The 22733-nt window shown below is 60.9% G+C and carries 19 protein-coding genes; 4 read left to right on the top strand and 15 right to left on the bottom strand.

Going from position 1 to position 22733, the window contains the following annotated elements; genetic code table 11:
• Genes ACVWXD_RS19760 through ACVWXD_RS19750 form a run of 3 tightly spaced genes read left to right on the top strand, consistent with a single transcriptional unit; the run spans nt 1 to nt 3242 of the window.
• Nucleotides 1–2178, top strand: a complete 2178-nt coding sequence (locus ACVWXD_RS19760; protein WP_032886340.1) for an FUSC family protein — start codon at nt 1–3, stop codon at nt 2176–2178.
• A complete protein-coding gene (locus ACVWXD_RS19755) occupies nt 2168–2368 on the top strand; it encodes a DUF1656 domain-containing protein (RefSeq protein WP_032886341.1) in 201 nt (66 codons plus the stop codon). The genes ACVWXD_RS19760 and ACVWXD_RS19755 overlap by 11 nt, the downstream gene beginning before the upstream one ends.
• A 10-nt stretch (nt 2369–2378) precedes the next feature.
• Complete coding sequence (locus tag ACVWXD_RS19750) at nt 2379–3242, top strand: efflux RND transporter periplasmic adaptor subunit (RefSeq protein WP_457371267.1); 864 nt, start codon at nt 2379–2381, stop codon at nt 3240–3242.
• Nucleotides 3243–3344: 102 nt separating this feature from the next.
• Here the strand turns inward: ACVWXD_RS19750 and ACVWXD_RS19745 are convergent, their stop codons facing one another.
• Together ACVWXD_RS19745 and ACVWXD_RS19740 are read right to left on the bottom strand one after the other, a co-directional pair.
• A complete protein-coding gene (locus ACVWXD_RS19745; protein WP_099601160.1) occupies nt 3345–3746 on the bottom strand; it encodes a DUF4440 domain-containing protein in 402 nt (133 codons plus the stop codon).
• The gene (locus tag ACVWXD_RS19740; RefSeq protein ID WP_122755612.1) at nt 3746–4927 is read right to left on the bottom strand and encodes an MFS transporter; all 1182 of its coding nucleotides are present in this window, start codon (nt 4925–4927) and stop codon (nt 3746–3748) included. Before ACVWXD_RS19740 ends, ACVWXD_RS19745 begins: the two co-directional genes overlap by 1 nt.
• 111 nt (nt 4928–5038) lie before the next feature.
• Here ACVWXD_RS19740 and ACVWXD_RS19735 point away from each other — a divergent pair, with 111 nt between their 5' ends.
• On the top strand, nt 5039–5896 hold the full coding sequence (locus ACVWXD_RS19735; protein WP_032886347.1) for a LysR family transcriptional regulator: 858 nt from the start codon (nt 5039–5041) through the stop codon (nt 5894–5896).
• Here ACVWXD_RS19735 and ACVWXD_RS19730 read toward each other — a convergent pair.
• The 13 genes from ACVWXD_RS19730 to alg8 all read right to left on the bottom strand — a co-directional run bounded on the left by ACVWXD_RS19730 (nt 5893) and on the right by alg8 (nt 22688).
• Nucleotides 5893–6705, bottom strand: coding sequence for an SDR family oxidoreductase (locus tag ACVWXD_RS19730; RefSeq protein WP_457371266.1), 813 nt, complete (start codon nt 6703–6705; stop codon nt 5893–5895). The two genes, ACVWXD_RS19735 and ACVWXD_RS19730, sit on opposite strands and share 4 nt — an antisense overlap.
• 14 nt (nt 6706–6719) lie before the next feature.
• Nucleotides 6720–7184 (bottom strand): multidrug transporter, encoded by a 465-nt coding sequence (locus ACVWXD_RS19725; RefSeq protein WP_099601162.1) that lies wholly within the window; start codon nt 7182–7184, stop codon nt 6720–6722.
• 457 nt (nt 7185–7641) lie between these two features.
• Nucleotides 7642–9093 (bottom strand): mannose-1-phosphate guanylyltransferase/mannose-6-phosphate isomerase, encoded by a 1452-nt coding sequence (locus tag ACVWXD_RS19720; RefSeq protein WP_032886351.1) that lies wholly within the window; start codon nt 9091–9093, stop codon nt 7642–7644.
• Between the two features lie 148 nt (nt 9094–9241).
• Complete coding sequence (locus ACVWXD_RS19715; protein WP_032886353.1) at nt 9242–9898, bottom strand: alginate O-acetyltransferase AlgF; 657 nt, start codon at nt 9896–9898, stop codon at nt 9242–9244.
• A 16-nt stretch (nt 9899–9914) separates the two neighbouring features.
• On the bottom strand, nt 9915–11102 hold the full coding sequence (locus tag ACVWXD_RS19710) for an alginate O-acetyltransferase (protein WP_032886354.1): 1188 nt from the start codon (nt 11100–11102) through the stop codon (nt 9915–9917).
• Nucleotides 11103–11113: 11 nt separating this feature from the next.
• A complete protein-coding gene (locus ACVWXD_RS19705; RefSeq protein WP_032886355.1) occupies nt 11114–12646 on the bottom strand; it encodes an MBOAT family O-acyltransferase in 1533 nt (510 codons plus the stop codon).
• A gap of 215 nt (nt 12647–12861) precedes the next feature.
• Nucleotides 12862–13971, bottom strand: a complete 1110-nt coding sequence (locus ACVWXD_RS19700) for a mannuronate-specific alginate lyase (RefSeq protein WP_081797682.1) — start codon at nt 13969–13971, stop codon at nt 12862–12864.
• Nucleotides 13972–13979: 8 nt separating this feature from the next.
• Nucleotides 13980–15428 (bottom strand): alginate O-acetyltransferase, encoded by a 1449-nt coding sequence (locus tag ACVWXD_RS19695; protein WP_032886487.1) that lies wholly within the window; start codon nt 15426–15428, stop codon nt 13980–13982.
• An 11-nt stretch (nt 15429–15439) separates the two neighbouring features.
• On the bottom strand, nt 15440–17008 hold the full coding sequence (algG, locus tag ACVWXD_RS19690; protein WP_032886358.1) for a mannuronan 5-epimerase AlgG: 1569 nt from the start codon (nt 17006–17008) through the stop codon (nt 15440–15442).
• A complete protein-coding gene (locus ACVWXD_RS19685; RefSeq protein WP_032886361.1) occupies nt 17008–18492 on the bottom strand; it encodes an alginate export family protein in 1485 nt (494 codons plus the stop codon). Before ACVWXD_RS19685 ends, algG begins: the two co-directional genes overlap by 1 nt.
• A complete protein-coding gene (gene algK / locus ACVWXD_RS19680; RefSeq protein WP_032886363.1) occupies nt 18489–19871 on the bottom strand; it encodes an alginate biosynthesis TPR repeat lipoprotein AlgK in 1383 nt (460 codons plus the stop codon). Before algK ends, ACVWXD_RS19685 begins: the two co-directional genes overlap by 4 nt.
• A 131-nt stretch (nt 19872–20002) precedes the next feature.
• A complete protein-coding gene (locus tag ACVWXD_RS19675; RefSeq protein WP_401383464.1) occupies nt 20003–21169 on the bottom strand; it encodes a PilZ domain-containing protein in 1167 nt (388 codons plus the stop codon).
• 37 nt (nt 21170–21206) lie between these two features.
• The gene (gene alg8, locus ACVWXD_RS19670; protein WP_122755618.1) at nt 21207–22688 is read right to left on the bottom strand and encodes a mannuronan synthase; all 1482 of its coding nucleotides are present in this window, start codon (nt 22686–22688) and stop codon (nt 21207–21209) included.
• Nucleotides 22689–22733 lie beyond the last annotated feature (45 nt).

The following is a 22733-nucleotide window of genomic DNA, read 5'->3' as shown; positions in this document are numbered from 1 at the left end:
ATGACTCCCTTGCCTGCACCGCTGCGCTGGCTGCATTCCCTTGAGTGGCGCCGTGGTTTTTTCGACTGGGCACGCAGCGACGGCGTGACCTGGGTGTACATCTTCAAGGTGTTGATCGCCGCGTTCCTCACTCTGTGGCTGGCCATGCGCCTGGAGTTGCCGCAACCGCGCACCGCGATGATCACCGTGTTTATCGTGATGCAGCCGCAGAGCGGCCAGGTGTTCGCCAAGAGCTTTTACCGCTTCCTCGGCACCCTGACGGGCTCGGCGGTGATGGTGTTGTTGATCGCCTTGTTTGCGCAAAACACCGAACTGTTTCTGGGCGCCTTGGCGATCTGGGTCGGCATCTGCACCGCCGGTGCGACGCGCAACCGTAACTTCCGCGCCTATGGGTTTGTGCTGGCCGGTTATACGGCGGCGATGGTTGGCCTACCGGCGCTGGCCCATCCGGATGGCGCCTTTATGGCGGCCGTTTGGCGAGTACTGGAAATCTCCCTGGGAATTATCTGCTCCACCCTGGTGAGCGCTGCGATTCTGCCGCAGACCTCCAGCGCCGCCATGCGCAATGCCTTGTATCAGCGCTTCGGGGTGTTCGCGCAGTTCGTCACCGATGGCTTGCGCGGGCGCAGCCAGCGTGAAGGCTTCGAGGCCAGCAACGTGCGCTTCATCGCCGAAGCCGTGGGCCTGGAAGGGCTGCGCAGCGTTACCGTGTTCGAAGACCCGCATATGCGCCGGCGCAATGGCCGGCTCAGTCGCCTCAACAGCGAATTCATGAGCATCACCACGCGCTTCAATGCCTTGCACCAGTTGCTCGAACGGCTGCGCACGGATGCTGCGGATCACGTGGCGGCGGCGATCAAGCCCGGCCTGCAGGACCTTGCCGAAGTGCTCGATGGGTTCTCCGGGCGCGCATTAACCAGCCCCGATGCGGCACGCCTCGTCAACCAACTGTCGGCCTACAAAGACGGCCTGCCGGCCAAGGTACGCAGCCTGCGCACGGCCTTCCAGGAAGGTGAGCCCACTGAGGCCGAGCAACTGGATTTCCATACCGCCTACGAGTTGCTTTACCGCTTCGTCGACGACCTGCACAACTACGCGCAAACCCATGCCTCACTGGCCGACCACAGCCATGCGCGGGAAGACTGGGACGAAGCGTACACACCGAAAACCAACTGGCTGGCCTGCGCCGCTTCGGGGATTCGTGCGTCGTTTATCCTGATCGTGCTCGGCAGTTATTGGGTGGCGACCGCCTGGCCCAGCGGCGCCACCATGACCCTGATTGCCGCCGCCACCGTCGGCCTGTCAGCCGCCACGCCCAACCCGAAACGCATGGCGTTCCAGATGGCCTGCGGCACCTTGATCGGCGCGTTGGTGGGCTTTGTCGAAATGTTCTTCGTGTTCCCGTGGATCGACGGCTTCCCGCTGCTGTGCGTGATGCTCGCGCCGGTGATCATCCTCGGTGCTTTCCTCGCCTCACGCCCGCAGTACGCAGGCGTTGGCGTGGGCCTGCTGATTTTCTTCAGCACGGGCTCGGTGCCGGACAACCTCACGGTTTACAACCCCTATACCTTCATCAACGACTACATCGCCATGATCATCGGCATGCTGGTGTGTGCGGCCGCCGGCGCGATCATCCTGCCGCCCAACAGCCGCTGGCTGTGGCGCCGCCTGGAGCAGGATTTGCGCGAGCAGGTGGTGTACGCGATCAGCGGCAAGCTCAAGGGTTTGGCGTCGAGTTTTGAAAGCCGCACCCGTGACCTGTTGCACCAAGCCTATGGCCTCGCCGTCGGTCAGCCGCAGGTACAACGTGATTTGCTGCGTTGGATGTTTGTTGTGCTGGAAGTCGGTCACGCGATCATCGAGTTGCGCAAGGAACAAGCGATCCTGCCAGTGCACCCGGCGTATGCCGAGTCCCAGCCGTGGCGCCAGGCGATCCGCGTGATGGGCCGCTCGCTGGTGCGGCTGTTCCTGCAACCCAGCGCGAGCAATCTGGAGCGCGGCCTGATCGCCGTCGACCACGCGATCAGCCGCGTGCAGGCCACCGACGAACCCTTCGCCCCACACTTCGACACCTCGGCGCTGCGCCGGGTGAAGAGCTACCTGCACTTTATCCGCACCTCGTTGCTCGACCCGCAATCGCCGCTGGCGGCCCTTAAAGGATCCCCCCATGCCCCGTGAAATCGCGTTCCACGGCCTCTACATGCCGACGATGACCTTGATGTTCCTGATCGCTGCAGGCCTGGCGTGGGCGCTGGACCGCTTCTTGGCCGGCTTCGACCTGTACCGTTTTTTCTGGCACCCGGCGTTGCTGCGCCTGAGCCTGTTCGTTTGCCTGTTCGGCGCCCTGGCGCTGACCGTCTACCGTTGAGAATGCCCCGATGAAAAAGTTTTTCAGCCTGCTTGCGACCCTGCTGGTATTGGCTTTGGCGATCTGGATTGGCCGCACGTTGTGGGTGCACTACATGGAAACGCCATGGACCCGCGACGGCCGGGTACGCGCCGACATCATCAACGTCGCGGCGGACGTTACCGGCGAAGTGGTCGACGTGCCCGTGCGCGATAACCAATTGGTCAAAAAGGGCGACCTGCTGATGCAGATCGACCCCGAGCACTACCGCATTGCGGTCAAGCAAGCGCAATCGTTGGTGGCCTCGCGCAAAGCCACCTGGGAGATGCGCAAGGTCAACGCCTACCGCCGTGCCGACCTCGACGCCTTGGTGATCTCCAAGGAAAACCGCGACGACGCCAGCAACATCGCCGACTCGGCCCTGGCGGATTACCGGCACGCGCTGGCACAACTCGAAGCGGCCGAACTCAACTTGAAACGCACCCAGGTCGTCGTGGCGGCGGTGGATGGCTACGTCACTAACCTCAACGTGCATCGTGGCGACTACGCGCGCATCGGTGAAGCCAAGCTGGCCGTGGTGGATATGAACTCGTTCTGGGTCTATGGCTTCTTCGAAGAAACCAAGCTGCCCCATGTGAACGTCGGTGACAAAGCCGATATGCAGTTGATGAGCGGCGAGACGTTGAAGGGTCACGTAGAAAGCATCTCCCGAGGCATCTACGACCGTGACAACCCCGAGAGCCGCGAGCTGATCGCCGATGTGAACCCGACCTTCAACTGGGTGCGTCTGGCCCAGCGCGTGCCGGTGCGAATTCACATTGATGAAGTGCCGGAAGGCGTTTTGTTGGCGGCGGGCATCACCTGCACCGTGATCGTTAACCAAACGCCGAACTGAAATGTGGGAGGGGGCTTGCTTCCGATTGCGGTGAATCAGTCAACGTATCAAGTGACTGATACTCCGCAATCGGGAGCAAGCCCCCTCCCACATTTGACCGAGTCAGGCCTTGATAAATGTTTCATGCAAATGCCGCCACAACAGCGCGCCACTCGCCTGCTTCTCAAACACCACGGTCGCGCGGCGATCGGTCCTAGTACCGCTGTCATCCACCTGAAGCTCCCGATAAGTCACCGTGGCCCCGCGCGCATGTCGGTCAATCCCGGTCATTTCACTCAAGGTGATTTTCAATCCCGGGCGCATTCCGCCCAGGCGAGTGAACAGAGCGTTGACCCCGGCGGCATTGACGCGTGTGCCGGTGGCGGGGGCGATCATGCTGAACTCGGGCGAGAAGCGCGCAAGCAGGTTTTGCAGGGTGCCTTCTGGCGCAACCCCGGCAAACCATTGCTCGATCTCGACGTGGGTCTGGATCACTTCTTCAAAAAAATCGCTGTAATCGATCATCAGGGAGACTCACTGGCAGGGTGGAGCAATGTGCGGACCCTGGACGCATCCAGGCGCAGCACTGCAAAAAGAGGCAGCAGGGTCAAGGCTGCTGCAATCGTGAAGGTTAAGGCGTAAGAATCCAAGGCCGACAACAGCGCACTGAGTGCGGCTGCGCCCAGGCAAAAGCTGATTTGCCGATTGATATTCCACAAAGCGCTGGCGTTGCCCATGCGTTCGGCGGGGATGTCGAGAAACGCCAGCGTCTGTGCCGTGCTGCTGCACAAGCTGCCGCCCAGGCCCATCAAGGCGTAGGCCGGAATAATCAGGGCCGGTTCGTTCAACACCAGAATGCCACTGCATTGCAGCGCCATGCCCGCCATCAGCAACGGTTTTGGCCCGCAGCGATTGAACAGTTTTTTGCCGAGGAAAATCGCCAGTGCCGAGGCCATTGCCCAAGGCAGCATCAGCGCGCCGGTTTGGGTGGCGTCGTATCCAAGGTCGTGAAGGTAGAGGATGGCGATCAGGCTGGTGCCGATGAATACGCCGGGAATGAACAAATAGACCAGCATGGCGATTCGCAGCATAGGGCTGCTGACCTGTTTGAAAATACGGCTCACCTCCAGCTTGGGACGTACACGCGTGGGGGTGTCGGGTTTTATCCACAGCTGTGCGAGCAGCAAGGTGATCAATGCCAGCGGCAGGTTGGCATAGAAGATCCAGCGCCAGGAGAGGCTGTCGACAATCAAGCCGCCCAACGCCGGTGACAGTGCGGGAACCAACAGCGCCACCGACATCACCCTGGCCGTGAGTTGGCTGCGCTCTGCGGGAGGAAAATGCCGATAAGCCATCGCCTGTCCCACGGGAATCAACAGGCCGCCGCCCAACCCTTGCAATAAACGCCAACCGATCAGCGCTTCAATCGAACTCGCCTGCCCCACCATTACCGACGCCCCGGCAAACAGCAGCAAGCTGACGACCATCAAGCCGCGCTCACCCATCATGGCTGCCAGCCATACGCTGAACGGGATAATCACGGTGAGGCCGAGCATGTAGGCGTTGCCCACCCACGCCAATTGTGTGACCGAGGCGTGCAATTCGCGGGCGATATCCGGGTAGGCGACCGTGGCGACGAACATGTTCACCAGGTCGAGGGCAAAGCCCAGTAAAAAGATCCAGGTGACTTTCGAGGGGTAGGTCATGGGCGCGATCCTGCAAGAGAGGCCGGCAGGGTAGGCGTCACGGCGGGTTTGGGATACGCCGCTTTGGCTGCTACTTTGTCAAAAATATTTTGACAAAGGAGGGCCCGGCTGATGGTAAGCCTGGACCGATTCGATACGTTCAAGGCCGTGGTCGAGGCCGGCTCGCTCACGGCAGCGGCCGATCTACTGGGCCAGACCCGCGCCGTGGTCAGTTTCAACCTCAAGCGCCTGGAAGCTGAACTCGGCGTCACCTTGCTGACCCGCAACACCCGTCAGCTGGCGCTGACCGATGCCGGCGAACGCTTCTACCTGCGTTGCACACGCGTGCTCGAAGAAGCGCAATTGGCCGTGGAAGAAGCCCGCTCGGAGCATGCCCAGCTCAAGGGCACCCTGCGCATCACCACCACAGTGGAATATGCGCTGGCCGTGGTTGCCCCGGCGGTGGAAGCTTTCCGCAGCCAGCACCCGGACTTGAACATTCACTTATCCACATCCTCCACTCACGCGGATTTGATCTCCGAGCGCTTTGATGTGGCAATAAGATTGGGGCGGCTGCTGGATTCCAATCATCGCGCGGTGCAGTTGTCGACGTTCGAGGTGTTTGCGGTAGCGGCGCCAGCGCTTGCCGGGGCGCAAACGCTGGATGAGCTGGAACACATGCCCAAGCTGGGCCATGGCCGTTTGACGGAACTGAGCGTGACCGACCCTTCGGGTGGCGAGCATCAGTTCCGCACCGGGCCCGCTGCACTGGTGGCCGACAGCGCAGCAGTGCTCCAGGCGTTTGCCGTGCGCGGCCATGGAGTGGCAGTCCTGCCGCAATGGCTGGTACAGGATGACCTGGAGGCTGGGCGATTGATCCGCTTGCTGGCAGACCATCGTTTCGCCCCACAGGGGGTTTATGGGGTGTATCCGGACACGCGGCACCTGCCCCTGAAAGTGCGGGCGTTTATTGATTTTATGAAGGGTTAAAGCTTTCCGGCCAAGCCGAAGCGCTTTTTCAATACGGTCTCAAGCAACCCCTTGGGCAACAACGCCGCCATCAACGGCAACGCCCGGCTGCCGTTGCCCGAGCGCAACAGGCGCGGCGGCTGTGGTTGTTGCACCGCCTTGACCACATCCGCCGCAAACACCCTGGCCGGGGTGGGCTTGTCCTGAGAGGCCTGGCTGCGTGCACGGATACCTTCGCGCAACGGCCACCACGGCGATTTTTCGTTGATCAACAGCTCGGCCTGGGCGCCGGCGTTTTTTGCAAAGCTTGTATCGATGGCACCGGGTTGCACTTCCATCACTCGGATGCCAAAGGGTGCCAGCTCCATGCGCAAAGCATCGCTCAAAGCATGCACTGCTGCCTTGGAGGCGCAGTAGGCGCCGGCAAACGGGGTGACCAATACGCCGGAAACGCTGCCGATATTTACCACCAGGCCTTTGCTGCGACGCAGTGCGGGAAAGAACGCCTGGGTCACGCCGACGATGGAAAACACATTGGTCTCGAATTGCCGCTGCATCGCTTCTGTGCCGCCATCGAGCAGCGGGCCCATGGCGCCGTAGCCGGCATTGTTGATCAACACGTCCAACTCCCCCCATTGCTCGGCCAGGTGTTGCAGGGCGGCGCTGTCGTTAACGTCCAGTTGCAGGGCGTTGAAACCGGCGGCGCTAAGGGCGTCGACGTCGTCCTGGCGGCGGGCGCTGGCCCATACGTCGAAGCCAGCAGCCTTGAAGGTATCGGCCAGGGCGCGACCGATGCCGCTGGAACATCCGGTGATGAGTACGTTGGGCATGGATCAGTCCTTTGTCAGTCCGAGAAGCTGCCTTGCAGGTGCTCGGCACGAAATTCCAGGGTTTGCGGGCGGTAACCGGGGCGCAGCGGTGGGGTGGGAAGACAATCGTCCCACGTCGCGCCGGCCTGCAATTCGCCGGGGCCTCGATAGCGCGGGGCAGCATAGACGTTATCGGCCAGGTTGACCGTGTCGCCCGGCGCATAGGCGGCGACGCGCCAGCGCAGTTCGGTCAGCGGCACGTCGTTGCCGTTGTTCAGCGTCAGTTTCAGCGGGCGGTCGGCGGGGCAGTCCTGCGGGGCGTAGGTGATGCGCAGTTCAAGGCGGGCCAGTTGCGAGGCTTCGCGGCTGTCCAGCCAGACCACCCAGACGGCCACGCAACCCAGGCCTGCTAAGGCAGCAAGGGAAACCGGAAGGGCCTTGGCCGGGTAGCGTAGCAGGAGGATCAGCCAGGTGATGATCAGGAGAACGCCGAAGAACATGGAGACCACCTCGAATAGGGAACGAGCATCCTAACTTAAGCGTAGGTGGGATTGGCTACCTTGAGTGCTGTGGTGGGCGTGCCGGCCTCATCGGGGGCAAGCCCCCTCCCACATTTATCCACGTACAGCCTTTGGAGTGCGGTCGAATGTAGGAGGGGCAAGCCCCCGGCCACATTTATCCGCGTATAGCCTTTGGAGTGCGGTCGAAGGTGGGAGGGGCAAGCCCCCGGCCACATTTATCCGCGTACAGCCTTTGGAGTGCGGTCGAAGGTGGGAGGGGCAAGCCCCCGGCCACATTTATCCGCGTACAGCCTTTGAAATACGGTCGAAGGTGGGAGGGGGCTTGCCCCCGATGAGGCCCTCACAGCCAGCGCAAATCCCAAACAAAAAGCCCCCACCCAACCCACTGCGGATAGGGGACGCAATGGGCTGGGTGAGGGCTTCTTGTACGACTGTTTTACTGCGCGATAGTTTTCACCGACACGCCACGTTCAACCGGCGTCGAGCGACCGTAGATATCTTCAAAACGCTCGATATCGTCTTCGCCCAGGTAGCTGCCCGATTGCACTTCGATGATCTCCAACGGGATCTTGCCCGGGTTGCGCAGGCGGTGCACCGAGGCGATCGGGATGTAGGTGGACTGGTTCTCGCAGAGCAGGAACACGTTCTCGTCACAGGTGACTTCGGCAGTGCCGCTCACCACGATCCAGTGTTCGGCGCGGTGGTGGTGCATCTGCAGCGACAGGCAGGCGCCCGGCTTGACCGAGATGTGCTTGACCTGGAAGCGTCCGCCCATGTCCACCGAGTCGTAGGAGCCCCACGGACGATAGACTTCGCAGTGGTTCTGGGTTTCGCTGCGGCCCTGTTCGTTGAGGGTGTTGACCATCTGCTTGACGCCCTGGACCTTGTCCTTGTGGGCAATCATCATCGCGTCCTTGGTTTCCACCACGACGATGTTTTCCAGGCCGATCACCGACACCAGTTTGCCGTTGCCGTGGATCATGCAGTTCTTGCTGTCCTGGATCACCACGTCGCCCTTGGTGACGTTGCCGTTGGCGTCTTTATCGTTGACCGCCCACAGCGAAGCCCAGCAACCCACGTCGCTCCAACCGGCGCTCAGCGGTACGACGCAGGCGCGTTGGGTTTTTTCCATCACGGCGTAGTCGATGGAGTTGTCCGGGCAGCAGGCGAAGGTGGCTTCGTCGAAGGACACGGTGTCGGCGTCTTGCTGGCTGCGTTCAAGGGTCAGCACGCAGGTGTCGTAGATGTCCGGATCGTGCTTTTTCAGCTCTTCCAGGAAGCGGCTGGCGCGGAACAGGAACATGCCGCTGTTCCAGAAATAACCGCCGCTTTTGACGAACTCGACGGCGCGTTTTTCATCGGGTTTTTCCACGAACTGCTGCACGCGGCTAACGCCTTCGGGCAGCAGCGAATCGTTGGTGGACTTGATGTAGCCGTAGCCGGTTTCCGGACGAGTCGCCGGTACACCGAAGAGCACCATCTCGCCACGTTCGGCAGCCACGGTGGCCAGGGCCAGGGCGCGTTGCAGGGCTTTCTGGTCGTCGATCACGTGGTCGGCGGGCAGCACCAGCATCAGCTCGTCACGGCCTTCGTTGACCAGCATCATCGCGGTCAGGGCCACGGCCGGCGCGGTGTTGCGACCGAACGGTTCCATCAGGATGCGTTGGCATTCCAGTTTACGGTTGGCCAGTTGCTCGTTGACGATGAAGCGATGGTCCTTGTTGCAGACCACGATCGGGGAGTCCATGCCTTCGAACACCAGGCGTTCCAGGGTTTGCTGGAACAGCGTGTGCTCACCGGTCAGGGCCAGGAATTGTTTTGGGAACTGTTTGCGGGAAAGCGGCCAAAGACGTGAGCCGCTACCACCGGAAAGGATTACTGGGATCATGTGTTTCTCCTTGAATCAATTGGGTCAGAGCCTGTGGGAGGGGGCTTGCTCCCGATGGCGGTGATTCAGTCAGCACATCTGTTACTGAACCACCGTATTCGCTAGCAAGCCCGCTCCCACAAGGGGGAGCGTCAATTTCAAAAGCTAATCAGCGGGTCGACACCGGGCGCTTGACCCAAACTGGCGACAAGCTCGAACCCGAGCCGGTGACATACAGCACCGCCGCTTCACCACGTTCCAACGCAACCGGCTTCACATCGCCGACTTTCTTGTCACCGTCATACAACGCCAGGCTCACCTTCACCGGGTTGATTTCGCGCTCGCCACGGCCTTTGGCAGCCACCGACTTGACCACATCAGTCTTGCCATCGGCGGTCTTCAGGGTCAGGGCCTTGTCGCTGAGGTTCTGCACGCGCACCAGAGACTTTTGCTTGTTCTTGAACGGCGGTTCCTCGATCAGTTGAGGTTGGCCGCTGCCGCTGTTGACCAAGGTGTAGTAGTGATCGGCGGCGAGTTTGACCGGCAGGCTCTGGCTACCAACCTTGGCGCTGTAGTCACCGCCCGGCATGAAGCTGAAGTCGCTGCTGGCCAGTGGCGCAACCTCGTTGAGATTGGTGTTGCCGACGGTGGCGCTGACTTCCTGGTTGCTGGCGTTATAGATACGTACGAAGCTCGAACCTTTTGGCGCGGTAGGGCCGTAGAGCGCGGCATCACCACCGGCGAAGGCGGACAGGGATACGAAGCTCAGACCGGCAGCAATAGCCAGGGTTTTAGCGAGACGACGAGGAGTTGTAGTGAAAGTCATGTGAGTTACCTCTCTTTCAGTTTTGCGCCCGGTCGGGCGTCTCGGATTTCTGATTTTTAATAGCTGGGGTGTTCAGTGCCATGTTCTGTTGGCGCGAACCGGCTTGTTTAAGTTGCGCAACCCACGCGGGGTCGGCATCACCGATTTCGTTGTTTACGGGCAGATAACGTTCAGGAAACTCCCAGATCAGCACCTGTGGCGGGCTGTTCTTGAAGTCATCACTTTTCAGGTAGCTGAGCATCGGCAGGATCGGGCCGTGGCCGTCTTCGGAGTAGTTGATGACGTCGCTGCCCAAGGCTTGCTTGAGCGCACCGACAAAGTTCCAGTTCGGGTTGGCGCTGTAGCTGGTGCCCACGAGTGCCACGGGGGTTTCGCTGTCGGCAAACAGCGCGTCGTCGCCTTTGGTTTCGGCCAGGTGCGTGACGCGTTTTTCCAGCGGTTCTTTGGGCGGCATCAGGTTTTCGAACAGCGGGTCCAGGGGCAGGAACAGACGCAGGTCGCCTTTGTGCGGCTCGGTCTTTTCAGCCTCGGTGACAAAGCGCTGTGGCTCGCCGTGGAGCGGGGTCTTGTCGGCAATCGCCTTGGCCAATTGCTTGGCGGCGACTTCGGCACCGTCCGGTGTCCAGTGGGTGTCGGTGCGCAGGAACACTTGCTTACCGCTCAACTTGGCCTGTTGCAACGGGCCGAGCAGGTCGGGAGCAGGGATGTTGTCTGCGGCAACACGGGCATGGAAGTCCTGGTACAGATTGGCGTGGATGCTCGCCGGTTTTACTTCACCCAGGTGTTCCGGGTACAGGCGCACCTTGGCCGGCACGATGGCCATCACCAGTTGGATGCCTTGGGCCTTGAGCTTCTGGCGTACGCCTTCGACCAGCGCGTAGTTGCCTTGCAGGTTCTGGTCTTCGTTGACGGCGGGGTTGAACTCCTCGTCGCTGTACAACCAGTGATCGCGGCCCAGCACCACGCCAGGGCGGCCTTCATTGAACAGCTTGTAATCCAGCGCCGCCCAGAGGTTGGTGCCGAGGCGCTTGATCGGGAACTCGTCGTCGTAGTGAGTCTCGACGGCCTTGGTCCAGCGGCCGTTGAGCACCGTGGCCTCGGCGTTGGTGCTGAAGCCAAAGAAGCTACGCAGCGACCAGGCGCCCAGGGCCAACAGCAGCACCATGAACAGGCTGATATAGAGGACGCGTAATGAACGGGTCATGGTCGGCTCCCTCAGAATTGGAAGTAAAGGAACGGCGAGAAACTCTGCGCCGACAGTTTGAGAATCGACGCCACGAACAGCAGCAGCACCGCAGCGCGCATGGCGTAGCGTGGCCAGTCAGCGGTCCAGTAGGCCGGTTGCACGGCGGCGTCCTGGCCAACGGTGAAACCTGGCTGGTGGATGCTGCCGGGGTTGTCGCCGGGTACCGCCTTGATCAGGCTTGGGTCGACAGGCTTGGTTTTTTCAGCAGGGCGGTTGGTGTAGAAATCGCGCAGGCCGAAGAACGCCAAGGTTGCGTACGCCACCACCAGGGTTGCCACTTGCAGGCCAGTGAGGTTGGCGCGGTTGAGTTCCGACAGCGACCACTCACCAAAGCTGAACATCGCACCGTACATACGGCCGGCAACGTGCAGGTTTTCGGAGCGGAAGATCACCCAGCCCATTACCACCAGCAGGAAAGTGAAGGCCCAGCGGAGGACGTTGAAACTGCGCGGCGCGGTATTGAGGCCAATGGCTTTTTCAATCGCCAGCCACATGCCGTGCCAGGCACCCCACACGATGTAAGTGATGTTCGCACCGTGCCACAGGCCACCGAGCAGCATGGTCAGGAACAGGTTGCGGTAGGTGGTCAGCGTGCCTTTACGGTTGCCGCCCAGAGTGATGTACAGGTAGTCACGCAGCCAGGTAGAGAGGCTGATGTGCCAGCGGCGCCAGAACTCGGTGATCGACTGGCTGATGTACGGCTGCTTGAAGTTTTCCATGAAGCGGAAACCCATCATCAAGCCCAGGCCGATGGCCATGTCGCTGTAGCCGGAGAAGTCGAAGTACAGCTGCGCGGTGTAGGCCAGCGCGCCGAGCCAGGCATCGCCTGTGGTTGGGTTTTGCAGGGCGAAGCAATGGTCGGCCACCACCGCGAGGGTGTCGGCGATAAAGACCTTCTTGATGAAACCCTGCATGAACCGCGTGCAGCCCTCGGAGAACTTGTCGAGAGTGTGGGTGCGGTTGTTGAACTGGTCAGCCAAGTCGCGAAAACGCAATACCGGGCCGGCGATCAAGTGCGGGAAGATCGCCACGAATGCCGCAAAGTCGATCAGGTTGCGCGTCGCCGGAGTGTCGCCACGGTACACGTCGATGATGTAGCTGATGGACTCGAAGATGTAGAACGAGATCCCGATCGGCAACAGCACGTGGGTCAGGATGAACGGCTCCAGGCCGGCTGACTTCATCATCACGTTGATGCTGTCGACGCCGAAGTTGGCGTACTTGAAGTAGCCGAGGATGCACAGGTCGACCACCACGCCCAGCAGCAGCCAGCGTTGGGCCGGCTTGGTGCGCACGCCGGCTGCACCGACCTTGAGGCCGATCCAGTAGTTCCACAGCGTCACCGCCGCGAACAGCGCCAGGAAGTCCACTCGCCACCAGGCGTAGAACACGTAGCTGGCAATCAGCAGCAGCAGGTTGCGATAGCGTTGCCCGCTCAAGTAGTACAAGCCGAGAAAGATCGGCAAGAACAGAAACAGGAACACATTGGACGAGAAAACCATCCCGATCTCTCCATGTTTAACCAACAGTCAAGGGCCGCAGCCCCCCCAAACCCCCCCACGAAAATACGGGGGGCGGTACAACAATTTCACTGGCAAGCGCGGTTCAAGTGTGGGAGGGGGCTTGCCCCCGATAGCGGTGTGTCATTCAACACAGAGGGCGACTGTTACACCGCCATCGGGAGCAAGCCCCCTCCCACATTTCTAACCGTGTTCCATCAGCTGCCTTTGTTGCCTTTTTCGTGCGACGGGTCGTAGACCTTGGTCAGGTCACCCCCGAGGCGGAAGGTCTTGAACGGCTGCATCCCGTGCTTGCGCTCCACCACATCCGGCGCGCAGGTGTAGAGGGTGCAGAAGGGTTCGAGCCAGGCGAATTTCATGTCCTGCTTCAAGTCCTTCATGTCCTGCTCTTTACCGTTTTTCTGTTCGAAGATCTCCGGATCCTTGACCCCGGCAAGCACTTTGTCGCCCAGGCGCTTGAGCGCGCTGTTGTTTTCCTGGCGCAGATCAACACCGTTGACCAAGGCAAAACTGGCGATCATCGACAGCGGCGGCAGGGCGTAGTTGTGGTACGACAGGGCGCGTTGCTGACGCTTCAATTCGTTGGGCAAGAAGCCTTGGTCGTCGACCTGATTCACGCCGACCTTGTATTCCTTGACCGCCCAATCAAACAGGTCGCGACGGTTGGTGGCGATGGACGTAGCCATCACTGACCAGGCTGCCCAGTAAGAGTGGTTGTTGGTTTTTTCCAGGGGCAGATTGTCCCAATCGCTTACCACTTGGTCGGCCAGTTTGTTGAACCAGGCTTCGATCAGCTGCGATTCCTGCTGGTGATTGGCCAGCGGGTGCGAGTCGGAGAACTTCAAACGCACATAGGCCGAAGCCATGCTGCCCAGTGCCCATTTGCGCATGGACTTGCCGGTGTGGTTGAAGTCCTTGGACATCAACGCATCGGCCTTGGCCCACGACACCAGCCAGTTCAAGGTGCATTCAAGCTGCTCTGGGCGACCGTCACGCATGAACTGCATCACGCGTTTGCTGGTGTCTTTTTCCAGCTTGGTGATGTCGGCCGTGCTGTCACGGAAGGCTTTTTCCGACTGCACGTTCAGCGTGGAGCGGGCCTTGTCGGAGCCTTCGTACTTGCTGCGAAACTGCAGAGGCCCGGTGTAGGGCGTCGGCATGGTGTCGCAGTTTTCCTTGAAGTCGCCCGTCTTGAACGCTTCGATTGGTGCGAAGTAGCCCTGGGGCGGACGCAGTGGGGCGGCGGCGTTGACCGAGCCGGCGAAGATCGCCAGGCCCAGCAACGATGGAATCCATAACTTCTGCATAAGTAACCTCATTGCCCGAGTGAGGCAGTCTTCTGACCGCCGCTTGGGAATACGTTGCGTGTGCAAATTTTCGCTTCGACCTTCTGCGCGGCAGCGCCCGCTTCGGGGCCCTGCACTTCCACGGCCAGCAAGTTCTGCGAGGCCCAGTCTTCATCGGTGCGCAGTTCAAAGGCGAAACGCCCGTCTGTATCGGATGTTTCGGGTTTCTCGATCTTGATGTCCTCGTGGCGCCCGTTCATGTACCAGAGGGTGGCTTGCAAGGTTTTCACCGATGGATCGGCGAAGCGGATATCAACCTGATGGTTGGCGTTGCGCAGGTCTTTGTTCGAACTGTTAACCATCAATTCGTTCTTGCCGGGTTTCAATGTAGTGCTCGCGGTCATCTGCGCGGTCTTGCCTTCGCAGCCGTTGTCGAGCAGCGACATCATCTGGCGGTAGATGGTCTCCTGGTCCAGGCGATACAGCGGCGAGAATTCCCAGATAAGGATTTTCGGCGGGGTCTTCTGGAATTCTTCGCTGCCCAGGTACTGGATCATCGAACCTTCCAGGCCACCGCCGGGGAAGGCCACGTTGAGGATGTCGGCACCGATTTCCTGCTCCAGGAAGCCGGCGAAGTTGTAGTTCTTGCCGCTGTGGCTGGTGCCCACGAGGGTGATCTGCGGGTTGCCCGAGTCGCCGAACAGGTCGCCGTCACCGGCTTCGCCCTTGGGCTCGGTGGTGAACTGGTCCATGTACTGGATCGCGTAGCTGGTGCCGCACAATTGCCCGGCCATGTTGTGCAGGGTGCCGGTCTTGCCCATGCGCCCGGAGCGCTTGGTCTCGAATTCACGCTTCGGAATATCGGCAAACTCAGGCATCGCACGCACTTTGGCGCCGACGATTTTCGCAGTGCGCTGGGCGCCGTATGGGGTCCAGTGCTGGTCGCCACGGAAGTAGAAATCGTGGGCCGGCAGTTCATCCGGCAGTTGCTCATTGGTGAGCGGCGACAGGTCCGGCACCACGTAGCCCATCTTGGCGAAACGGCCGAGCATGGTTTTGTAGTTGCCCAGGGCCTTGTCGAAGTCGAACTTGGCTTTCTCTTCAGGGTTGAGCTTGTTGCGGTTCACCAGGCCACGGGTCGGCTGGTAGACCACCACCAGTTCCACGCCCTTGGCCTTGAACGCATCGTGCAGTTGTTGCATGCGTTTGTAGCCGGCGGGGCTGGTGTCGAATTCGGTACGCAAGTCTTCCTGGGTACGGAACAGCCAGTCGCCCTGGGCTTCTACCAGGGTGGTGAAGTTCTGCTGGTAGCGCGTGGTGTAGTTCTTCGCGTCATGGGCGGCCGGGCACAGGCTGCAGCACGGTTCGGCGGTGAAGGTCGGTGCCTTCAGTTCGTCGGCGCGTACGCCCTGGCTGGCCGCGAGCAGGCCGAGGGTCAGACCCGAGAGGCTCAGCAGTTTGATCATGTGTGGGTGCATAAGGGTCATCCTCAGTCCTGCATTTCGGTCTGGCGTTCGACAGGGTCGATCAGCACGGCTTTCTGCTGGCGTACCAGCAGGTCGAGAATTTCTTCCTGGCGTTCGCCTAGGACGCCGGAGAAGCTGATGCCACTGGATTTGGTCGGCGCCAGCATCGACACGCGATACAGCTCAATGCTCAGCGGCGAGTCGATGGACAGCGGCCCGCTGCCGTTCCCTGCCAGCTCACCGCCGACCACGATCAGCGAGACCTTGGCGTCGAAGGGGTCGAGGGCGATGTCGCGGTCGGTGTCGGTCAAATCCTTGATGTGGCCGTACACGCCGGTCAGGCCGTTGGCCATCGAGGTGTTTTCGTACAGCTTGATGTTCACGCTGTTACGCACCCGAATGCCGTGGCGACGGTTGCTGATCACCTTGTTGCCCCACAACAGGTTGTCGCCGCTCTCATAGAGGGTGATGCCGTCAGTGTGGTTGCGGTAGATCTCGTTGTCGGCGATCAGGTTGTTGACGCTATTACGGTCGATCACCAGGCCCGAAAGCTTGTTGTCGTAGCTGCGGTTGTTGAAGATGAAGCTGTCGTTCACTTCACGGGAAATGATGATGCCGTGCTTCTTCTTTGTGCCGTAGACGGTGTTGTCCGCGATGATCAGGCCGTGGGAACGGTCGTGGGGGTCAATGCCGTAGACGATGTTGTCTTTGTAGGTATTGCCCTTGATCACGAAGCCCGTGGTCTCATAGCAGTAGAAGCCGTACCACATGTCCGAGAACTCGGAGTCGATGATCCAGCCGGTCGGTTCAGGGCGCTTGAGCACCTTGGCCATGTTCGGCGTGTACTGGGAAATACTCACCCCGTACGACTTACTGTTGGCGTAGCCGAAACTGGCCATCTTGGTCTTGGAGATGTACGTCTCGGTGCCGCCCCAGGCCAGCAGGAACGGGCGGAATTCCTTCGGCGACTTGAACAGCGCCGGGCCGTTGGCCTTTTCGTCCCAACCGGTGATTTTGGTGTCACGCACAAACAACTGGCCGTCGTTGATCAGGAACGAACCGGCCTGTTGGGACAGGCGCAGCTCCTGGGTCTTGTTATCGATGTCCAGGATGCCTTTGCGCCCGACCACGATCGGCAACTTGGCCAGGAACACACCCGGCGAGGTTTCGCTGAAGTATTGCTTGGGCACTTTACCCAGCAAGTCCTTGAGGTTCATGTAGCCGTCGTCGACAAAGATCGCCTGTGGAATGCCGTGTTGGCGCACTACCCATTCGGCCATCTTGTTGTCGCCGCCGATAAAGTCCTTGAGGGCGTCTTCCTGCATCATGCGGCGGATGCTGATTTTGCCGGGCTTGCTGCGCACGATCTTCTTTTCCATCGCGGCGGCGGTGTAGCCCGACAGGTCCGGCAGGGTCGGCTTGGCCATTTCCAGCGGCGCCGTAGGCGGGCTGGAAATGGTGTAGGTCTTGGCCTGTTGCAGTTCCTTGGCGATGGTCGGCGCCTTGGCCGCCGTATCGGCGAACGCTGTGGCGCTGGCCATCAGCATTGCCGCGACGAGTAGGCTTTGAGCATTCATTGCGCAGGCTCCCATCAGAATTTCCAGACCACGTCGACAAAGGCGCGGTGCATGTAGGAGTCGACTTTGCTGCCATAAGCGTCGCCCGGTTTGAACACACCGGCACGGAAACGCACCAGGGCCGAAGGTTCGTCAACCGACTGGCTGAGCGCGGCCGGCAGAAGGCCTTTCTTGAAGTACTTGGTGACGACCAGGTCCATCTCTTGACCGAGGTCTTTCTTGCCGTCGGCCAGTGGCAAGGAGGTGCTGGCGACGATGTCACCGGCGGCGTCGGTGGTGTTATCCAGCGCGGCAATGCCGTTGCTGCTCACCGGCTTGTTGCCATCCACGCGCCAGAACTTGTGGTACACCAGGCTGGCGTCGTAGTCCTCGCGCAACTGCCAGGACCCGAACAGGCTCATGGACTGCATGTTGTTCATCTCGCCGCGAAACGCTTCGCCGAAGCGGTGCACGCGGGACTGAGTACCGGTCCAGTTCGAACGGTTGCTTTGCAGGCCGTTCTGCTCGTAATCGGCGCTGGCGCGGGAGTAAGCCGCACCCACTTGCCACTGCGGGTCGAGGCGCAGGCGCACGCCGATATCGGTGGCCCAGCCGCTGAGATTGTCACTGCGCTTGGCCTGATCAGGGCTCGAACCGTCGGACTTCAACGCGTTGACCTTGTCGCGGTCGCCACGCATGCCCGTCACGCTTGCCCAGTAGTTGACGGTGTTGGTGTTGCGCCAGTTGTAGGCGTCGCTGTTGGCTTCGATGCCGAGCCAGGTCAGGTCGCCGTTTTCGCGCTTGTCCAACGAGTCGGTGGGTTGACCCGGTTCCGGGTAGTCGAGCTTGCCGTTGTCATGGGTGTGATGACCGCGCAGGCCGATCCACTGGCCTGGCGTCCACTGGTAAGCGGCGTCGGCGTAGAGGTGCTGGCGGTCCTTGTCGACAGGCGACAGTTCCTTGAGGTCGGTGCGGTATTCGCTGAAGCGTTCGGCAACGCCCACGTTGGCTTTGAGCAAGGTGGTGTCGAAGGTCCAGTTCAGCGCTTCGATGTTGGTGTCGCGCCATTGGCCGTCGTCATTGCGCAGGCGTTGGCGACCGAGCTTGAGGATCTCGCCAGGGTAGGGCGTGAAGCCGCTGTAGCCGACCCAGAATTCGCGCATCGCCAAGTAGTTCTTCTTGGTCTTGCGGTCGTTGTTGGTGGTTTGCTGGTTTTCGTCGTCGGCCGACTGTTGCAGGGTGTCGGTCTCGATGATGTCGCTCGATGCAACCGCCTGGCCCATGGCGTAGGCGCTCCAGTTGCCGCTTTCACCGTAGATCCACGGGCGCAGGTCGATACCGACGCCGTTGACGTCGCCGCCTTTTTGCGTGCCCAGGTCGCGGTCATCTTCGGACTGGCCGGTGATTTTCACTTCCAGGCCGAAGTTCTTGGCTTCGGTCAGCGCGGCCAGGGTCGGGCACGACCACAGCAGGGCGAAGGTCAGGCCAATACCGGCCTTGACGAATGGGTTGAGCTTCATAGGGATTCCTCGCCGTCGTCTTCTTCATCCAGGGCGTGCAGTTGCAACGTGCTCTGGGCCAGGGTGCCGCGGGCGGCCAGTTCCTGTTGCACCAGGCGTTGGCCCTGGGCGCGTTGTTCCGGCGTCAGCGGTGCTTCGAGCTGGGTGGCCAGCTCAACGGCTTGCGGGGTGTCCTGAGCTTTGGCCAATTGGCTGAAGACATAGGCGTTCAATGGGTCGGGCTTGGTGCCCTTGCCTTGGGAAAACAGTTGGGCGATGGCGAAGTCGGCGCTGTTCTGGCCGTTTCGCGCCGCGGTCAGCAAGTGGTCCAGGGCCTTTTGCGGGTAGACCTTGCCGAGGTAGCCACGGCGGTAGATCTGGCCGAGGTAGTAATCGGCAGCGACTTCCTTGCCCACGGCTTTTTCGAAGTGCGCTTCGGCTGCCTTGGCATCGGCCGGTACCCACTTGCCTTCGTAGTAGAGCTTGCCCAGGAGCAGTTCGGCGCGAGGCTGGTCGGCCGCGCGGCCGTTGTCGAGGTACTTCATCATTTGGTCGACGTCGCCCAGTTCCGGGAAGTCGTAGAGCAGTTGCGCGAGGCTGACCCAGGACGCCGGGTAGCCAGGGGCGATTTTTTCCAGCAGGGCCTGGGCGGTTTTTTCGTCCGGCGTGCCAAGGGTGGCATCGCCGAGCACACGGGCGACGCTGTCGACGCGCTGGGCAGTGACGGTGCCACGGCTGTAACCGGCTTCCATCTGCTTGAGCAGTTCGGCCTGTTTTTCCGGCGCGGCTTGTTTCTGATAGACCGTGGCCAGCTCGACGTAGCAGATATCGGTGGTGTTCAGCGCGGCTTTGCAGATGCGCTCCACATCATCCAGGTGCTGGTCGTAGGTGCCTTGGGTGCGATACAGCAGCACTTGGGCAAGGCCGGCTTCCGGGTAACCGTCGGCCTGCCATTTGCTGATTTGCTGCTGGGCGTTCACATTCGGGAAGCTGTGCGGGTATTGCAGGTACAGCATCGCCAGTGGAATCAGGGTGTTGCCTTCACCATTGGCAAAGGCTTTTTTCAGCAGGCCTTCAGCTTCATGGTGCTCGGCTTCGGTGGAGCCAGGCTTGGCCACCAGCAGGCGCCCCAGGCGAGCCTGGGCGCGCGGCGAAGTGTCCGCCGCTGCACGGTAAGTGGCTTCGGCCTGTTTGATTTGCGCCGGATCGCGGGTGCCTACCTGGATATCGGCCAGGCCCACTTGGGCCTCGCTGTAACCCAGGTCTGCCAGTTGCTGGTAATTCTGCTGCGCGGTGACGGTGTCGCCACGCTTAAGCGCTTCATTGGCCAGGCGTTGGTCGGGCAGGCCGGCGCAACCGGCGAGGCTCACCGCAATAGCCAGCAACGCCACCGAACCCATGTGGGAGGGGGCTTGCTCCCGATACAGGCGACCCGGTCCGTCAGGCAAACCGCGCTGATCCCATCGCGAGCAAGCCCGCTCCCACAGGGATTGCGGTGTTTTTAGGCGCGTCATCACAGGCATCTCCTCGCTTACAGTCCGGCAGCCATGGCTTTATCGATCAGCCAGTTCAGCGATGGGCCGCGGTCGCTGGTGACTTCCACCGGGCGGCCGGCGAATGCGCTGTCCAGCGGTGCATCAGGCTTGATCTGTACGCGGATGTCGGAGGACAGATCGGCGCTGTTCAGGCTGGTGCTGCTGACGATAGTGCCGGTACGCACTTGGTCTTCGTCGGCAACCTGGAAGCTCACTGGCGTACCTGGGCGTACGGCGCCGAACTGGCGATAGGTGAAACGCGCTTCCACATTGGCCGGAGCGCCGCGTGGCACCAGTTGGAAGATCACATCGCCTTTGCTGGCGTACTGACCGTCGGCGACCATTTGCTGGGCAACCACGCAATCACACGGCGAGGTCAGGGTGCCGGTCATTTGCTTGCCGAACAGTTCTTCAACCTTGGCCGGTTGCAGCTGGTCTTCGTCCAAATGGCCCTTGAGCACATCCAGCATGCTGGTGCTGAAGGTCGCCAGCGGCGCGCCTTTGGCGGCGATCGCGTCACCTTTGAGCAGGCTTTGCACGGTGCCGTCGCGCGGCATCGTCACGTTCATACCCGGCACGCTGACCAGACCGGCCTGGGCGTGGCTGACGAAGTACATGCCGTACACCGACTTGAAGACAAACCCGAACGCCGCCAGGCCCACGATGAAGATCCCCGCGCTGAACGTCACTGCACGCAGGCGACCGAGTGCGGTCATGCCGCTGCCGCTGTCCTTGACCTTGCGCGCCTTGGTGAAGTTGTCGCGTTGCAGGGTCGCCAGCACGTCACCCATGGACACGATGTCGCCGGACAAGTGCGAGGTGATCAGGTGGCGCAGGGTGGAAATATCCTGCTGTTCCAGGTTCTGGAACTGGCAACCGGTACGGCCGCTCTGGCGGTCGTAAGAGCGGATCTGCAATTCGACGTCCATCGCCAGACCGAGGTTATCGATCACGAACTGCAGGCGGCCCTTGTGCACTTCACCGACGTTGAGCGGTTGGGTTGCAGTGAATGCCAGGCCACCGGCGGACAGGTCCAGAACCCGCGCTTCGGTGGGTTTGCCGTCATTGCCGAAGAAGCGCAATTTGGCCGGGATTTTTACCCGTGCGTGTTGGCGTTGGGCTTCGGATTCGTGGACAACATTGACGTTTGCTTGGCTGTTCATAATTTTCGATTTCCTAGTTAATTCAGGCTTGGCAGGGTCAGACCATCATCAGCAACACGGCGACGAAAATGCTGCCGGCGGAGAAGGTCATGGTCCGAGACGACCAGGTGTTGAACCAACGTTGAAAGCTGGCCAAATCGCGGGTCAGTTTGGTGTCCTGGCGAGTCCAGGACTGTTGATCAAGGCGGAAGAACACGTAGATCTTCACCAGCGCGCCCATGATCTGGTTGTAATAGAGAATCGCCGGGTAAGCCGGGCCGATCTTGTGGCCGGAACACGACAGCAACAGCGTGAGGATCAGGCGGGTAATACCGATCCACAGCAGGTACGCGAGGATGAACGCGCCGCCGTATTTGAAGGTGGCGATAATCGCCACGGTCAGGCCGAGCAGGGAGGTCCACATCGACACGCGCTGGTCGAACAGCACCACGCTGGTGAACAGACCGAGGCGGCGTACGCCCAGGCCGAGGGCGCGGGAGTTCTGGCGCAGGTTGTTGCCGTACCAGCGGAACATCAGCTTGCGGCTGGCCTTGATAAAGCTCTTTTCCGGCGGGTGTTCCACGGTGTTGATCGCGGCGTCCGGCACGTAGAAGGTGTCGTAGCCCAAGCGCATCAGGCTGAACCAGCTGGACTTATCGTCGCCGGTGAGGAACTTGAAGCGGCCCAGGCGCCAGTGTTGCAGCGAGTCGCTTTCCACGTCGGCGATAAAGCCCGGGTCGGTGACCACGCTGGCACGGAACACCGACATGCGACCAGTCATGGTCAGCACGCGCTTGGACAGGGCCATGGAGCACATGTTGATGTGGCGCTGGGCGAAGCGCAGTTTGTGCCACTCGCTCATGATGTAGCCGCCGCGTACTTCGCAGAACTCGTTGGTGGTCAGGCCGCCGACATTGCCGAACAGCTGGAACCACGGCACGGTTTTGCGCACTACGCCTTCGGCAAGCACGGTGTCGCCATCGATCACCGCCACCACGGCGCGGTCGTCCGGCAAGTGGCGGGAGATGGCGCGGAAACCGAAGGCCAGGCCGTCGCGCTTGCCGGTGCCGGCGATGCGCACGAAGTCGAGCTTCACGTGCTCTGGAGGGTTCATCTTCTCCCAGAGGCTCTTGACCAGCAGCTCATCGGACATTTCCACCAGCGAGCAGACCACGGTGGTGGGGAAGCCGCATTCGATGGCCTCGCGGATCACGGAGCTGTAGACCTGCGCGGTGGTCAGCGCATCGATCCTGAAGCTTGTAACCATCAGGAACACGTGGGACGGGTCGGCGGCCTTGCCCAGCTTGCGCACTTTACGACGCAGGTGCGGGTAGACCACGTACAAGAACAGCATGCCGCGAAAGAAATGCGTAGCACCCATCGAATAGCGCCAGATACCGACGGCGCCAATCAGGAAAATAAAATTCTTCGACTCGGAGTCGAACGTACTCGCCGGCAACAGCAGGGCGAGACCCATCAGCAGGCTGAGGAAGAACAGCCAGCCGGCGGATTGCAGTAGTACGTGTTTTAACTTGGACATAAGCATCTTCCGAAGGTGAAGGAGGTTTCAGGCGGCGAGCGCTGG

Source organism: Pseudomonas sp. TE3911, from assembly GCF_054062775.1.
This window is presented reverse-complemented; position numbering and strand designations above follow the sequence as displayed.

What these genes read in the sequence shown, in the direction of transcription:
- ACVWXD_RS19685 (WP_032886361.1), bottom strand. Translation starts at nt 18,492, where the DNA reads ATGAAGCTCAACCCATTCGTCAAGGCCGGTATTGGCCTGACCTTCGCC.
- ACVWXD_RS19755 (WP_032886341.1), top strand. Translation starts at nt 2,168, where the DNA reads ATGCCCCGTGAAATCGCGTTCCACGGCCTCTACATGCCGACGATGACC.
- algK (WP_032886363.1), bottom strand. Translation starts at nt 19,871, where the DNA reads ATGGGTTCGGTGGCGTTGCTGGCTATTGCGGTGAGCCTCGCCGGTTGC.
- alg8 (WP_122755618.1), bottom strand. Translation starts at nt 22,688, where the DNA reads ATGTCCAAGTTAAAACACGTACTACTGCAATCCGCCGGCTGGCTGTTC.
- ACVWXD_RS19760 (WP_032886340.1), top strand. Translation starts at nt 1, where the DNA reads ATGACTCCCTTGCCTGCACCGCTGCGCTGGCTGCATTCCCTTGAGTGG.
- ACVWXD_RS19750 (WP_457371267.1), top strand. Translation starts at nt 2,379, where the DNA reads ATGAAAAAGTTTTTCAGCCTGCTTGCGACCCTGCTGGTATTGGCTTTG.
- ACVWXD_RS19695 (WP_032886487.1), bottom strand. Translation starts at nt 15,428, where the DNA reads ATGCACCCACACATGATCAAACTGCTGAGCCTCTCGGGTCTGACCCTC.
- ACVWXD_RS19720 (WP_032886351.1), bottom strand. Translation starts at nt 9,093, where the DNA reads ATGATCCCAGTAATCCTTTCCGGTGGTAGCGGCTCACGTCTTTGGCCG.
- ACVWXD_RS19725 (WP_099601162.1), bottom strand. Translation starts at nt 7,184, where the DNA reads ATGTTCTTCGGCGTTCTCCTGATCATCACCTGGCTGATCCTCCTGCTA.
- ACVWXD_RS19700 (WP_081797682.1), bottom strand. Translation starts at nt 13,971, where the DNA reads ATGCAGAAGTTATGGATTCCATCGTTGCTGGGCCTGGCGATCTTCGCC.
- ACVWXD_RS19705 (WP_032886355.1), bottom strand. Translation starts at nt 12,646, where the DNA reads ATGGTTTTCTCGTCCAATGTGTTCCTGTTTCTGTTCTTGCCGATCTTT.
- ACVWXD_RS19675 (WP_401383464.1), bottom strand. Translation starts at nt 21,169, where the DNA reads ATGAACAGCCAAGCAAACGTCAATGTTGTCCACGAATCCGAAGCCCAA.
- algG (WP_032886358.1), bottom strand. Translation starts at nt 17,008, where the DNA reads ATGGGAGCCTGCGCAATGAATGCTCAAAGCCTACTCGTCGCGGCAATG.
- ACVWXD_RS19715 (WP_032886353.1), bottom strand. Translation starts at nt 9,898, where the DNA reads ATGACTTTCACTACAACTCCTCGTCGTCTCGCTAAAACCCTGGCTATT.
- ACVWXD_RS19735 (WP_032886347.1), top strand. Translation starts at nt 5,039, where the DNA reads ATGGTAAGCCTGGACCGATTCGATACGTTCAAGGCCGTGGTCGAGGCC.
- ACVWXD_RS19710 (WP_032886354.1), bottom strand. Translation starts at nt 11,102, where the DNA reads ATGACCCGTTCATTACGCGTCCTCTATATCAGCCTGTTCATGGTGCTG.
- ACVWXD_RS19740 (WP_122755612.1), bottom strand. Translation starts at nt 4,927, where the DNA reads ATGACCTACCCCTCGAAAGTCACCTGGATCTTTTTACTGGGCTTTGCC.
- ACVWXD_RS19745 (WP_099601160.1), bottom strand. Translation starts at nt 3,746, where the DNA reads ATGATCGATTACAGCGATTTTTTTGAAGAAGTGATCCAGACCCACGTC.
- ACVWXD_RS19730 (WP_457371266.1), bottom strand. Translation starts at nt 6,705, where the DNA reads ATGCCCAACGTACTCATCACCGGATGTTCCAGCGGCATCGGTCGCGCC.